10 protein-coding genes and 3 tRNA genes are annotated in these 14461 nt (G+C 60.3%); 3 read left to right on the top strand and 10 right to left on the bottom strand.

Going from position 1 to position 14461, the window contains the following annotated elements; translation table 11 throughout:
* Window positions 1-115 precede the first annotated feature (115 nt).
* From BUC36_RS15790 to BUC36_RS15750, 9 genes are all read right to left on the bottom strand, one after another.
* Complete coding sequence (locus tag BUC36_RS15790; protein WP_073276968.1) at window positions 116-1504, bottom strand: class II fumarate hydratase; 1389 nt, start codon at window positions 1502-1504, stop codon at window positions 116-118.
* A gap of 71 nt (window positions 1505-1575) precedes the next feature.
* Complete coding sequence (locus tag BUC36_RS15785; RefSeq protein ID WP_073276966.1) at window positions 1576-2019, bottom strand: DUF4399 domain-containing protein; 444 nt, start codon at window positions 2017-2019, stop codon at window positions 1576-1578.
* A 114-nt stretch (window positions 2020-2133) separates the two neighbouring features.
* A complete protein-coding gene (locus tag BUC36_RS15780; RefSeq protein ID WP_084536159.1) occupies window positions 2134-2730 on the bottom strand; it encodes a hypothetical protein in 597 nt (198 codons plus the stop codon).
* A gap of 81 nt (window positions 2731-2811) precedes the next feature.
* On the bottom strand, window positions 2812-3246 hold the full coding sequence (locus tag BUC36_RS15775; RefSeq protein ID WP_073276962.1) for a hypothetical protein: 435 nt from the start codon (window positions 3244-3246) through the stop codon (window positions 2812-2814).
* A 242-nt stretch (window positions 3247-3488) separates the two neighbouring features.
* Window positions 3489-5528 carry an NAD-dependent DNA ligase LigA gene (gene ligA / locus BUC36_RS15770; protein WP_073276959.1) on the bottom strand — a complete coding sequence of 680 codons (2040 nt, stop codon included), beginning with the start codon at window positions 5526-5528 and terminating at the stop codon, window positions 3489-3491.
* Window positions 5529-5667: 139 nt separating this feature from the next.
* Complete coding sequence (gene zipA, locus BUC36_RS15765; RefSeq protein ID WP_073276957.1) at window positions 5668-6768, bottom strand: cell division protein ZipA; 1101 nt, start codon at window positions 6766-6768, stop codon at window positions 5668-5670.
* A 24-nt stretch (window positions 6769-6792) separates the two neighbouring features.
* Complete coding sequence (gene smc / locus BUC36_RS15760; RefSeq protein ID WP_073276955.1) at window positions 6793-10296, bottom strand: chromosome segregation protein SMC; 3504 nt, start codon at window positions 10294-10296, stop codon at window positions 6793-6795.
* Window positions 10297-10562: 266 nt separating this feature from the next.
* Window positions 10563-11789: a c-type cytochrome biogenesis protein CcmI gene (gene ccmI, locus BUC36_RS15755; protein ID WP_234995028.1), complete on the bottom strand. Its 1227-nt coding sequence runs from the start codon at window positions 11787-11789 to the stop codon at window positions 10563-10565.
* Window positions 11779-12300, bottom strand: a complete 522-nt coding sequence (locus tag BUC36_RS15750) for a cytochrome c-type biogenesis protein (protein WP_084536157.1) — start codon at window positions 12298-12300, stop codon at window positions 11779-11781. The genes ccmI and BUC36_RS15750 overlap by 11 nt, the downstream gene beginning before the upstream one ends.
* Window positions 12301-12485: 185 nt before the next feature.
* On the opposite strand from BUC36_RS15750, the gene BUC36_RS15745 reads away from it, so the two are divergent.
* Both BUC36_RS15745 and BUC36_RS15740 read left to right on the top strand, forming a co-directional pair.
* Window positions 12486-12561, top strand: a tRNA-Val gene (locus tag BUC36_RS15745).
* A gap of 49 nt (window positions 12562-12610) precedes the next feature.
* A tRNA-Asp gene (locus BUC36_RS15740) sits at window positions 12611-12687 on the top strand.
* A 746-nt stretch (window positions 12688-13433) separates the two neighbouring features.
* Here BUC36_RS15740 and BUC36_RS15735 read toward each other — a convergent pair.
* The gene (locus BUC36_RS15735) at window positions 13434-14144 is read right to left on the bottom strand and encodes a DUF4197 domain-containing protein (RefSeq protein WP_073276952.1); all 711 of its coding nucleotides are present in this window, start codon (window positions 14142-14144) and stop codon (window positions 13434-13436) included.
* Between the two features lie 230 nt (window positions 14145-14374).
* On the opposite strand from BUC36_RS15735, the gene BUC36_RS15730 reads away from it, so the two are divergent.
* Window positions 14375-14450: transfer RNA gene (locus BUC36_RS15730), tRNA-Val, on the top strand.
* Window positions 14451-14461 lie beyond the last annotated feature (11 nt).

Below are 14461 nucleotides of genomic sequence, written 5' to 3'. Positions count from 1 at the left end.
GATCGCGTTACCATCAGGCACTTGTTCACATGGATCGAGTGCCTGGCCACGCTCATGGTCGCCATATGGGTGGCGCTGGCGCTGTTTGCCTGACGGTGCGGGCAAAGGTTAGGAACTACTCGCCGATCAGCCCGCCCTTTGCGAGCCGCGCCGGATCCAGCAACACTTTCAGCTCTTCCTCGCTGAGATCCGTCATTTCGACCGCCACGTCCATCACCGGCCGCCCCTCTCTATAGGCCGCTTTGGCGATTTCTGCCGCTTTCGCATAGCCGATAACCGGATTCAGCGCCGTCACCAGAATCGGGTTGCGCGCAAGTGCCTGCTCCATGCGTTCGCGGTTGACCGCAAAGGTGGCAATGGCCTTGTCCGCCAGCAGCCGCGCCGCACTGCCCAGCAACTGGATGCTGTCCAGCAGCGCATGAGCCACCAGCGGCAACATGACATTCAGCTGGAAGTTACCGCTCTGCCCGGCCAGCGCGATGGTTGTATCGTTGCCGATCACGCGCGTGGCCACCATCGCCACGGATTCGCCGATTACCGGGTTGACCTTGCCCGGCATGATACTACTGCCCGGCTGCAGCGCCTGTAGCTCAATCTCCGCAAAGCCCGCCAGCGGGCCGCTGTTCATCCAGCGCAGGTCATTGGCAATTTTCATCAGCGCCACCGCCAGCACTTTGAGCTGGCCGGACAGCTCAACCGCGGTATCCTGACTGGCAATCGCCGCAAACAAATTGTCGGCCGGGCGGAATTGCTGTGTGCTATTGGCACTCAGTTTCTGCGCAAACAGTTCGGCGAAATCCGGATGCGCATTCAGCCCGGTTCCTATCGCCGTACCACCCTGAGCCAGTTGCGCCAGCCGCGGCAGCGTGCCTCGGATACGCTCGCGGCAGGACTCCATCTGAGCCGCCCAGGCACCGATCTCTTGCGCCAGGGTCATCGGCACCGCGTCCATCAGATGGGTACGGCCGGTCTTGACCACATCCTCAGCCGCCGCAGCCTTGTCACACAGCTGTCCGCGCAGGTGCCGCACGGCCGGCAGCAGGTGATCCCGCACACCGAGCAGTGCCGATACGTGAATCGCGCTGGGGATCACGTCGTTGCTGCTCTGGCTCATATTCACGTGATCGTTGGGACTTACCTGCAGGCCACTGTCGCGTGTGGCAATGTGGGCCAGCACCTCGTTCACATTCATATTGGTACTGGTGCCCGAGCCAGTCTGGTAGATATCCAGCGGGAACTGCGTCGCGAATTCGCTTTCACCCAGGGAGTCGCAGGCCTTGATAATAGCCGCCGCCCGCTCATCATCCAGCAACTCCAATTCGCAATTTGCCTGAGCCGCGGACCGCTTGATCAACACGATCGCGCGAATAAATTCCGTCGGCAGTCGGCTGCCACTGATCGGGAAATTCTCCAGCGCTCGCTGGGTCTGGGCGCCGTACAGGGCATCTGCGGGCACCTGCACTTCGCCCAGACTATCTTTTTCCCTGCGGAATTTTCCGGCCATACCTACCTCACTGGGCGCGCCCTACACACCGCGTGGCACTATTACGACAGCTATTCGCTCATTGTGGAAAACTATTGCACCTCTACGGTAATTTTTTCCGACATTACCGATTTCTTGAACGGTATATGCAGGTAATTACCCAGCACCAGCTGCAGCGTGTGCTTGCCCGGCGGCAGAGTGATTTCGGTTTCGGTCTGTCCACCGCCAAAGTGGATGATATTTTCCGTGGCCGGCAGCGGCTTGGTCATATCCGGCATCTCTTTCACGTCGATCAGCAGGTGGTGGTGACCAGTCTTGTCACGTTCAACGCCGGCCGGTGCCACCCCCATGCCGGACAGACCAAACTTCACGGTAAAGGTCTGCGGTACCGTCTCGCCATTTTTCGGTGAGATGAAGTAAACCTTGGCATCCGCCGGCGCTTCCGAAATCAAGTTTGCCTGAGTGTCTTCGCCCGCGTGCAGCAGCGGCGACAACATCAGGGCGCTGGCGAAAATTATGGATCGGTAACCAGTCATGGGAACTCCTTTCAGGTAGTGGCGCCTGCCGGCACCTGTGCTCGAGGATTGCGATTCACAGCTTATCGCCGCCACTGGGCAACGCCAAGTTAAAAATTGCAAATATTTGGAACGCTATTCGCCAAACAGCCAGTAAATTTGAAACAGAATACCGGATACCGCGAAGGTGGCGTGGTAGCGGGGGCTCCTGGTCGCAATCGCCACCAGGCAGGCCACGAAAAACAGCAGATTTCGGTACAAATAGATGTGGCCCAGTCCCAGCAAGTAGCCCATACCCTTGAGCAGGCTGTCACCGATATCGATCAGAAATACCAAGGCCAACACGGCAAAAAACCATTTGCGCCGCTCATAGAACAACACGCGATAGTCCTTCGGGTCGGAATTCTTTTCCGGGAATAAGAGTGCACAAAGGAAATACAGCGTCAGTGTGTAACTGATCAGATAGAGAAACAGGAAGAAGCTGATCCGCGAGGTGTGCGAAATGCGGAATTCCCACCACCAGAAGTGCAGCAGGTACAGCATCGCAAAAAGGACCCATGTCAGATGGATCCAGTACAGCCGGTCCTCGCGCGGTTCATCAACAACGCGCGCAAGATTGCGCAGCAAATGCGTCAGTCCCAACCCGACGACAATACCCAGAATAACCCTGATGTGCGCGTAGAGAGTCGCGAAACCGGGGATTCCGGCCTCTGCCACCGAGCTTGCTTCCACGCCGTGCATCTCCCACAGGCGAAGGCCGGCCGCAGCGCGCGGTCGACAACTGCGAACAGTTAAAGCATAGCTAAAAACGGATCAGACGCTGACTCGCCCCTCCTGGGTCCACTCGCAGCGCACCTGCATGTCGCCACTGCCCGGCTCGTGATAAAGGCCCGCAGCCTCCCAGGTAAAAGAATGGATTCCGGAAAGTTCTGTCTCCAGGTGTACGGTAGCCGAGACCCAGTACATGCTCCGCAGCAGTTCCTCGAATTTCTGTATCCAGTGATTCCACTCGTACTCCACCGCGCAATAGGATGCGCCGAAATGGATGACGTCAGTCTGGTACTGGGACTGTTTCACCTTGATGGTGGGAATGGAAAACATATCACGGCACAGGAAGGGCCACTCATCGGCACTCGGAAGTGCGAGAATCGCCGCGCGGTTGACGCGTCTGCGATCAGCGCCGCCGGCAAGACTGTTACTGTCTTTGATACAACCGTAGACAATGGATTCCTGGTCGCCCTGAAGCACTCGCTCTCTTCCTTACCACAGCGCCGCTGCATAAAAAATGCGCGGAGCATAAAACCTGGGAGCTTCACTTTAACGGTGAAGAGAGGAGAAAGCTATAACCCAGATCGCAAATGAAAGCGCGGCCATTTTTTGATCAAACTCTGTATGCGCAGCCGCGGCGCACGCGCGTCAAACCGTGCAGTCGAAGACAGGGCGAACCCGTGGCTCACCCCGCCGGGAAACTGACGCAATTGCAACGCGGCTCAGATCTCAAAACCGCGCTCGCGCAACATGGCCAGCAGCTCTTCTTCGTCCATTACCGAAATTCCGAGCTCCCGCGCCTTGTTCAGCTTGGAACCCGCGCCGGGCCCGGCGACGACGGTACCGGTATTGGCAGAGACGCTGCCCGCAACCTTGGCGCCGAGGCGCTGCAGGTAATCCTTGGCCTCGCTGCGCGAGAGAGTTTCCAGTTTGCCAGTCAGGACCCAGGTCTGTCCGGACAGCGGCTGCTCGGCACCGCCCTGCTCTTCCGGCGCCCAGTGCACGCCAGCCTGTCGCAACGCCTCGATCTCCTCCTGCGCGTGCGACTGCTGGAAAAATTCGGCGACGAAATGGGCCACGACCGGCCCCACATCTTCGACTTCCTGCAGGGATTCCTCATCTGCCTGCATCAGCGGTTCCAGTTCACCGTAGTGCCGCGCCAGGTTACGTGCGGTGGCTTCGCCCACCTCGCGAATACCGAGTGCGTAGAGGAACTTCGGCAACGTGGTGTCCTTGCTGTGTTCCAGTGCATCGAGCAGATTCTGCGCGGATTTCTGTCCCATGCGCTCCAGCTCGACCAGCTCAGCGAGACTCAGGTGATAGAGGCCAGACACAGAGTGCAACAGCCCCTCGTCCACCAGCTGCTCCACCAGCTTGTCACCCAGACCATCGATATCCATGGCCTTGCGCGAGGCGAAATGCTTGATCGCCTGCTTGCGCTGGGCGCTGCATATCAGGCCACCGCTGCAGCGGGCCACCGCTTCGCCGGGTGTCGACTCCACCGGCGAATCGCACACCGGACAGTGCGTCGGGAATTCGATGGTGCGCGCATTGTGCGGACGCTTGCTCTCGACGACGGATACCACTTGCGGAATCACATCACCGGCGCGGCGGATCACCACCGTATCGCCGATTTTTACGCCCAGCCGCTCAATTTCATCGCGGTTGTGCAGGGTCGCATTGGAGACCGTTACGCCGCCGACAAATACCGGCTTCAAGCGCGCCACCGGCGTCACGGCACCGGTGCGACCCACCTGGAACTCCACGTCCAGCAGTTCGGTCATCTCTTCCTGTGCTGGGAACTTATAGGCCATTGCCCAGCGCGGCGCGCGCGCGACAAACCCCAGTCGTCGCTGCAGTCCTATCTCGTTGACCTTAAACACGATGCCATCGATATCGTACGGAAGCTGCTCGCGCTTCTCTCCGAGCTTCTTGTGATATTCGATACAGGCCTGGATATCTCTTGCCTCGGCCATTTCGCTGTTGATGCGAAAGCCCCACCGATTCAGTTGTTTCAGGATTTCCGTGTGCCTGTCGGGCAGTGTGGCGCCCTCTACCAGACCGACGCCGTAGGCACACAGCTGTAGCGGCCGCTTGGCGGTAATGCGGGAATCCAGCTGGCGCAGGCTGCCGGCAGCGGCATTGCGCGGATTGACAAAGGTCTTCTCGCCCGCCTCCGCCGCTTTCTTGTTCAGCTCGGCGAATCCCGCTTTGGGCATATAGATCTCACCGCGCACTTCCAGCACTTTCGGTACGCCGTTATGCAGCAAGCGCAGCGGCACCGAGCCGATGGTGCGCACATTCTGGGTAATGTCCTCACCGGTGGTGCCATCACCGCGAGTGGCGGCTCGCTCCAGCATACCGTCGCGATACAGCAAACTGATGGCGATACCGTCGAGCTTCGGCTCACAGGCGTATTCCACCGGATCCTTACTGTTCAAACGATCGCGCACGCGGCGATCAAACTCGAGCAATTCGTCATCATCGAAGGCATTGTCCAGCGACAGCATTGGTACTTCGTGGCGCACCTCCGCAAAGGACGACAAGGGCTCGGCGCCTACCCGCTGGGTGGGCGAATCTTGGGTAACCAGTTCCGGGTATTCCCGCTCCAGCTCCTGCAGTTCACGCAGGCGGCGATCGTATTCCGAATCGGGCAGCTCCGGATTATCGAGTACGTAATATTGGTAGTTGGCACGTTGCAGGATTTCATGCAGTTCCTGCGCTCGCTCACGCTTTTCGGCGGGAATTTTTTTATTGGTCATCGATTGTTCGCAAACAACACGGATTGAGAATGGATAGCGGGGATTCTACACGTAAGAGCGGCCGCTGGCCGCGATGGGTTCACCTAACGGTAATTACCATCGCAGCCAACGGCCGCCCCTTCGCTCTAAATGCTGGTTGTCAGGCCTGCGCCCGGGCCAGAGCCTTGCGACGCTGGTACTCCATCACGCGCTGGCGGTAATGTTCGGCCGTCTGAGCGGTGAAAACGCTGCGGTTTTCATCTTTCAATTCACCACCCAGCAGTTCAGCAATCTGGCGTGACGTAGCGAGCAGCTGCTCGAATGCTTTGATCGCCTCACCTTCGATGGGCAGCGCCAGGAACAGGCTCACACCCGGAGTGGCAAATTCTTCCATCTGCGCCAGATCGAATACGCCGGGTACCACCATGTTGGCGAGACTGAATACCACCGGGCCGTCAGCGGCGCCGCCCTGGTGATAGTGAAAAATATTCATCTCCCCAAAACGCATGCCAGAGGCAACCATTACCCGTAACAGATCGTTGCCCTCGAAGTGATCGCCCTCCCGAGCCATCACATTGATAATCAGCACTTCCTCTACCGGAGACTTCTCACGCGGCTCGCTTTGCACCTGCTTGCTCTGTTTGTTCACCGGGGTTTTCTTCTCCTTGCGCAAAGGCTCTGCTCTCGGCGCTCGGGTGGATTCCTGAGCCGGTGCGGTCGTTTCCGCCACCGATTCATCGCTGTGCGCTACCTCAGCACTGAGGGCTTCGAGGCTTTCCGACTCATTTAGTTCCGGCTCGCGGCGCTGCTCTTCAACCGGAACCGAGTCCATCAGCGTTGGGACCTGCTCCTCCAGGTTAAGCGAAACCTGTTCCGGCTCTGCGCGCTGTGGATTGCTACCGGCCAGCGGTTTGCGCGAAGACATAAAACTCTCCTGCACCTGCCGATTTACCTGCAATGCATCTTCCAATGCGCGCCGCTGCACAACGCGAACCTGCCCCGGCAGCTCCCGCGCTATCTGACGTCGCTTTGCCTCTTCTTCCGGGTCGAGGTAGTGGTCATCCTCAACTTTTTCATTTGGTGTCACCCGGCGCGGCGTAGAAAGGATATCCATATCGTCATCGCGATCCCGCTGCATCGCGCGGGACAGATTACGCGAGACTTTCATCGCCGCGCGCTGCTTCACAATCGCGCGGCGCACGCCGTCCAGAATTGCCAGCAGCAACACCACAGCGAGAATTGTTATCAGCCAGTTTCCCATTGAAGCGCCTCTCCCTTACGCCTTTTACGCGGATGCCAGCTCGGCCGCCTCTTCCACGTCCACGGATACCAGACGCGATACGCCCGGCTCGTGCATGGTCACACCCAGCAGCTGATTCGCCATCTCCATCGCGATCTTGTTATGGGTAATATAGATGAACTGCACGTGCTCGGACATTTCCTTCACCATGCGTGCATAGCGGCCAACGTTGGCATCGTCCAGCGGTGCGTCCACCTCGTCCAGCATACAGAACGGCGCCGGGTTCAGGCGGAAGATCGAGAATACGAGTGCGATCGCGGTGAGCGCCTTTTCACCACCGGACAGGAGGTGAATGGTGCTGTTTCGTTTGCCCGGCGGGCGCGCCATGATGGCGATACCGGTATCCAGCAGGTCCTCGCCGGTCAGCTCCAGATAGGCGTGACCGCCACCGAATACTTTCGGGAACAGCTCCTGCAGGCCGGCATTGACCTGATCGAAAGTCTCCTTGAAGCGTGTACGGGTCTCGCGATCGATTTTCTTGATGGCATTTTCCAGGGTCTCCAGCGCTTCCATCAGATCTTCATACTGACGGTCCAGGTAGTGCTTGCGCTCGGATTCCTGCTTGTATTCGTCGATGGCCGCCAGATTGATCGGGCCCAGGCGTGAAATACGCGCGGCGACCAGTTCCAGCTCCTCCTGAACCTGGGCAATGGTCAGATCGCCCGGCAGCTCTTCAAGTAGCTGATCGACGTCGTGATCGGTTTCGCGCAGCTGTTCCACCAGGCCGTTGCGCTGCACTTCCAGCGTCTGGGCGGACAGGCGCTCCTGTTCCAGCTGGGCGCGCACGCCCTGCAGGGCGGACTCTACCTTGTGGCGCTCCTGTTCCTGCTCACGCAGGCCGCTCTCCACCTCTTCCAGTTTTTTGCGCGCTTCGGTCAATTCGGTCTCGACTTCGATGCGCTCGCCCAGCTTCTCCTCCAGCTCTGCCTGGAAATCCTGCGACGGATCCTGGGTCTCAGCCATCTGCTCCTGCAGCAGCTCGCGGCGGCTGCGCAGACGCTCCAGCTGCTCGCGCATGACCTGCAGGGTACGCTCCAGGGAGATCATCTGCGTGCGCACCGACTGCTCGCGCATGGCCAGTTCGTGGGCGCGGTCCTTGTCCTCGCGGGCGCGCTGGCGCGCCGCATCCAGGGCCTCGCGCAGCTCATCGCGGCGGGCCAGCAGGGTTTCGCGGCGGTCGGTGTCGTCGCTCATGGCCTCGACCGCTTCCTGCAGCATCAGGCGCGCCTCGGACAGCGACTCACCTTCGAGTTCCAGCTGCTCGCGCACCTCGGCAATTTCCTGCTCCACGCGGGTGCGGCGTTCGTTCATCTGCTCGGCGCGGGCGCGGCGGGCCGACAACTGACTGCGCAGCTCCGCCTCGCGGCGACTCAGCTGCTCCGCTTCATTGCGGAACTGCTCGATGCCACTCTCCAGGTCGGAGGCCTGGCGGCGCAGCTCTTCGCGCTGCGCACTGAGGGACTCGATCTGCTCTTCGCATCTGGCAATGGTTTGCTCGAGCTCTTCCAGCTCCTGCTTGCGCGCCAGCACGCCGGACTCGGCGTCGGAGGCGCGGCTGACCCGCAGCCAGTTGGGGCCGAGCCACAGGCCGTCGCGAGTGACGATGGATTCGTGGGCCTGCAGCTGGGCGCGCTGTGCCAGTGCCCCATTCAGGTCTTCGGCGGTATAGATACCGGCGAGGATGCCGGCCAGGGACTGGGGCCCCTCCACGACATCGGCCAGTTTAGGCAGGCTGCCGGCAGACGGCGCGGTAACGCTGGCACCGTCGATAAAGATTGCCTGGCCGCTTTCCAGACTGGCCAGGCTCTCGCCCAGGCTTTCCAGCTGATCGACGCAGACGGCCTGCAGCTGGGTGCCGAGCACGGTCTCCACCGCCTTTTCCCAGCCGGAACGGGCGGAAACCTGGTCGGCCAGGCGCGGTTTGTCGGCCAGAGCCTGTTGCTGTAGCCAGTTCTCTACCGCCTTGCCCTGCCCCAGCGCGGCCTGTTGCAGCGCCTCCAGCGAGGCCTGGCGGCCGCGGCTGGTCTGCAGCTGCAGGCGCAGTTGATCCAGTTCGGTGGCGATATCGCTCTCGCGGCTGCGCAACTCGGCCAGGGATTCGTTTTTCTCCGCGACGGCTTCACGGCGCTCACCGGCCTGCAATTCCAGTTCCGCCAGCTGCTCATTCAGCTGTTCGGTCTCACCGTCGTCACCGCCGTCACTGAGGCCGGCCTGTTCCGCCTGCAGTTTGTTGATACGCTCCTGCAGGCGCTGGCGGGAGGTCTCCAGGTGCTGGATGCGGGACTGCTGGACTTCCGCCTTCTGGCGCGAGCCGGAGGCGCCCTGGTTGAACTGGTCCCACTCGTTCTGCCAGTCGCGCATCTGATCTTCGGCGGCGAGCAGGGTCTGCGCGGACTCTTCTTCCGCGGCCTGCACCATCTCCAGGTCCGGCATGATCACTTCCAGCTCGGCTTCGAACTGGGCGGCCTTCTCCTGGTCCACCTCGAGATTGGTCTCCGCCTCGCGGAATTCCTGTTCGGTCTGCGCCAGGTCTGACTGCAGGCGGGTATTGCGCTCACGGGCGTGGGCGATGCTCTGCTCCAGGCGCGCGATATCCGCACCGACGGCGTAGAAGCGGCCCTGCACCTCGTTGAAACTGTCAGACAGCTCGTGATAGCCCACGCGCTTCTGTTCGATATCGGTGTCGCAGCTGACCTGGCGGGTCACCAGCTCCTCGACGGTGAGCTCCAGCTCGCCTATCTGGCGCTGTTTGCCCTGGGCCTGGTCATTCAGTTCGCGGTACTTGAGCGCCTGCAAGTGCGCCTTGTGGCTGCGCTCTTCCTCTTTGAACCGGCTGTACTTTTCCGCTGCCGCCGACTGGCGCTCCAAACGCGACAGCTGGCGGTCCAGTTCGTCGCGGATATCGGTCAGGCGCTCCAGGTTCTCCTTGGTGCGGCGCATGCGGTTTTCGGTATCGCGGCGACGCTCCTTGTACTTGGAGATACCGGCCGCCTCTTCGATGTATACGCGCAGATCTTCCGGCTTGGCCTCGATCAGCTTGGAGATCATGCCTTGCTCGATAATGGCGTAGCTGCGCGGGCCCAGACCGGTTCCCAGGAACAGGTCGGTCACGTCGCGGCGACGACACTTGTCGCCGTTCAGGTAGTAGTTGTTCTGGCCATCGCGGGTCACCTTGCGCTTTACCGAGATCTCGGCGAAGGCGGCATAGGCACCTTGCAGCTTGCCTTCCGAGTTGTCGAACACCAGCTCGATGGAGGCCTGCCCCACCGGCTTGCGGCCACTGGAACCGTTGAAGATGACATCGGTCATGGAGTCGCCGCGCAGGTTCTTGGCGGACGACTCACCCATCACCCAGCGCACCGCATCGATGGTGTTGGACTTGCCACAGCCGTTCGGGCCCACCACGGCACTGAGATTGGAGGGAAAGTAAACGGTGGTCGGGTCAACGAAGGACTTGAAACCCGCAAGCTTGATGCACTTCAGACGCATGTATTTTGTAACTCGGTATTTGTTCTATGCCGGCCAGGGCCTGCTCGCGCTAAGTTCGATGGCCCCAAGGCTCACCAAACCGCCAATTGTACATGGCAGCGGCGGGCGTTTCAGCGCTAATTTTCACCGTTAGTCAGCACGACTCGGCCCGGTTGAGCCCGGTGTAGGGGATGTAGGATCGGCGCCCGGCGAGAATGGCGATTCCGGACCGGCGAGGCCGGTCCCGGACAGTGCCAGGCGTGATGCCTGGCCACATCGACCCAGCGCTACAGCTCGCTATCGATGGTGATGGACTGGGGTTCACTCCAATCGGCCTTCGGCAGTGATTCGATCAGGCCCTGCCAGTCACCTGGTGCGGGACGGGCATCGCCGCGCACTGCGAGGCGCGCGACCAGCTGAACCGAATCAGTATTGGCGATCGAACGCCCCGGCATCATCGCGCGGGACTCGTCCAGCACTACCTCGGCGGGCAACTGCTCCGCGGTGAGCCGCACAATTGCCAGCGGCATCGGGCTGTCGCTGCCGCGAGCGTAGATGAATACGGGCGTGGCGGGATTGGCCTCGACGCCGTCGGCGAGAGCGACACGCACCCGAATCGCCGGACCCTCTGCCACCGCTTCAGTCTTGGCCTCTACTGGCGATTCGCCGTTGTCCGCCAGCGCCTTCTCCGCCCGCGCGACACCGGCGGCCAGCGCCTGCGCTGCAGCAGAGTTCGGCGGCAACTGACTCAGCGCGTGCCGCCAGTAATCCCGCGCCGCGCCGTATTCCTCGTTTTCGAAGGCGCCGATACCGGCCAGGCCGAGGGCGGTGCCGTTGTCCGGCTGAACTGCCAGAACTTCGCCCGCCAGCTTGCGCACCTCGTCGTTCACTTTCGAGCCATTGGCAAAGAACAGCGCCTGCGCCAGCTGTGCCTTCACATCGGCGGCCTGGGGTTCACGCTGAACCACATAGCGATAGGCCTCCACCGCCCCCTGCAAATCACCACTGACCAGCAGGCGCTGGGCCAGCACATAGCGGCTGGTCAAATCCTCCGGATGGGACTCGGCGCGAGCCCGCAGCTCGCTGGTAATGCGTGCCTCATCGGCAGCACTGGTCTCGCCCTGTTGGCTGGCGGCTATCTCCTGGTACAGCGCCAACTCGGCGGAGTTGCCGGACCAGACATAAATTCCGACCGCGAGGACAGGAAGCAACACGGCCAAGCCGATCAGCAGTCCGCGACCGCCGCCAGCGGAAGGCGCGGATTCACTCCCCCCTTCCGCAGCCAACAGGTTGCGCGCCATCTCGGCCTCCAGCTGCGCAAACTGTTTCTCGTCAAGCGAGCCGCTTTCACGGGCAGCCTGCAATTCCGCCTGCCGCTCCCGGTACAGCGCGGCCAGAGCGGCGCGCCTATCCGTCGCGCGCCGTACGCCGGCACCGCGCAGTGCGGGCCACAGGATTACGAATATGAGCGGCAGTACCAGCAGTGCCAGGCCGAGCCAGATTTCAGTCATCATTTTTCTTCCCGCTGCCGGTCAGCCCATCCACTTCGTCGCCGAGCAGCTGTTGCAGCCGGCGGCGCTCTTCCTCAGTCAATTCCCCGCTGGCGTCGTCCTGGCGCGCGCCGGTCGCACTGCGCGAACGCACCACTATCAAGATCAGCGCAAACAGGCCGATGGCCGCAAATAGCCCAGGCGCCAACCACAATGCCATGGTGTTGCGCTGCAGCGGCGGCCGGTAGAGCACAAAATCACCGTAACGGGCCACCATGTAGTCCGTAATTTCCTGGTCGGTGAATCCCTCCTCCAGCAATCGGCGGACCTCCCGGCGCAGATCGCCCGCCACCGGCGAGTCGGAACCGGCCAAGTTCTGGTTCTGGCACTTGGGACAGCGCATCTCTTCGATCAGCACGTGATAGCGCGCCTCCAGTTCCGGTGACGACAACTGCTCCACCTCTACCGCCGCACGCACGGCAACAGACAGGCACAGGGCACAAAGCGCCGCAGCAACCGGGGCCAGCCAGCTCATCCGTCTCACAGTCTCTCTCACGATCTATATCCGCCGGAAATTTGCGCGATTATAGCAGCGACATGGGTATCGAACACGCCCGCATTCCGCGCCTCAGGCCGCTTAACCCATTGAAAGACAAAAAATTTTTCGGGAAAGCGTTGACGGGGCAAATTTTTTCATTAAGATACGCAGCTCCTGACGCGGGGTGGTTAGCTCAGTTGGTAGAGCGGCGCCCTTACAAGGCGTAGGTCACAGGTTCGACCCCTGTACCACCCACCACTTCCCTTTCATCTGCCTGGCAGATTATTCAAAGGGAAATCAGGAATGCGGACCGGTAGTTCAGTTGGTTAGAATGCCGGCCTGTCACGCCGGAGGTCGCGGGTTCGAGTCCCGTCCGGTCCGCCATATACAAAAAAGGCCCACACGAAAGTGTGGGCCTTTTTTGTATATGTTGGATCGGCGTGCAAGAACCCCCGTTCGACAAAATTGCCGGGAGCAATTTTGGACGCCGCAGCAAAGCGAAGGCGCCCGCAGGGTGAGCGCCATGGATGGCGCTCATCATTCCCGTCCGGTCCAGATAAAAAGCAAAAGCCCGCACTACGCGGGCTTTTTCGTATATGGCGGACCGCGGGTGAGATCCCCTGTTCGACAAAATTGCCGGGAGCAATTTTGGACGCCGCAGCGAAGCGGAGGCGCCCGCAGGGTGAGCGCCAGGGATGGCGCTCATCATTCCCATCCGGTCCACATAAAAAGCAAAAGCCCGCACTACGCGGGCTTTTTCGTATATGGCGGACCGCGGGTGAGATCCCTCGTTCGACAAAATTGCCGGGAGCAATTTTGGACGCCGCAGCGAAGCGGAGGCGCCCGCAGGGTGAGCGCCATGGATGGCGCTCATCATTCCCGTCCGGTCCAGATAAAAAGCAAAAGCCCGCACTAAGCGGGCTTTTTCGTATATGGCGGATCGGCGTGCAAGAACCCCCGTTCGACAAAATTGCCTGGAGCAATTTTGGACGCCGCAGCAAAGCGAAGGCGCCCGCAGGGTGAGCGCCAGGGATGGCGCTCATCATTCCCGTCCGGTCCAGGTAAAAAGCAAAAGCCCGCAAATGCGGGCTTATTCGTATAGAAAAACTCTCGGTAAACGGAGAATAGAACTACTCCCCCTCCCCCGCAGCAAACACCTGCCCAATCAGCACACTACCCCGAGCAACAGGATCCCGTCTGATCAACGTCTCTTCCTCACCGATACGGCTAAACAGCGTGGCCATACTAGTGTCGATCACATAGCGCTCCATATCCATGTCGGGCTTGTTGGCGATCGGCAACTTGTCGTAGACCGCAAGCATGCTCTTGTACTGGTCATAGAAACCGGTCTTGCGCAGGTTCGCCTCCACAATCGGCTGATAGCGCAGACGCAGAGCGCTTTCAGTTTGACCACGGAAATAATCGGTCGCGGCGGTATCACTACCACGGATAATGCCCAGGGCATCATTGACGGTCATGCCGGTAATCGCCTGCTTGAACACCGGCGCCGCCTCGACAACCGCCTGCTCCGCACCACGATTCATCGCGATTTCCAATCGATCCACATAACTGCCGAAGCCGAACTGGCGCAGGCTGTCGGCGACGGGCCGCGCAGCCGCAGGGAGCCCCAAATTGAATGCACCCGACTGCGATAGCCGGTTACTGGCGCGATCGGTACTGGTATACAGGGTTTCTTTGATGCCCCTGGCGAGCTTGGAATCGGTGTCATAGCCCGCGTTCTTCGCGATCTGGTTACCCACATCGACCCAAGGGGAGACTGCTTCCATATTTTGGCAGCCGGACAGCGCCAACAACCCTGCAAGTAACCAGCAACGCTTCATCGAAAATCTCCTCGGTTTTAGATAGCTCAATAGTACCGCAGCCAAATCAGCAATGAAGTAACAAATTCCCTGATATCAAACTGCGAAAGAGTTACCGAAGCAAATTTGAACAAAGTTTGACCACAAATTTTGCAACGAAAGCTCGGGCGGGATTCGCACTGGAAGACATTTATTTTTTACAAGCGTTGACTGAACCAAGAATTCCATTAAGATACGCAGCCCCTGACATCGGGTGGTTAGCTCAGTTGGTAGAGCGGCGCCCTTACAAGGCGTAGGTCACAGGTTCGACCCCTGTACCACCCACCACTTCCCTTTCA

The organism is Microbulbifer donghaiensis, assembly GCF_900129095.1.
Taxonomy (GTDB): Bacteria; Pseudomonadota; Gammaproteobacteria; order Pseudomonadales; family Cellvibrionaceae; genus Microbulbifer; species Microbulbifer donghaiensis.
The sequence above is the reverse complement of the archived record's forward strand: the minus strand, read 5'-3'. Positions and strand labels throughout refer to the sequence as shown.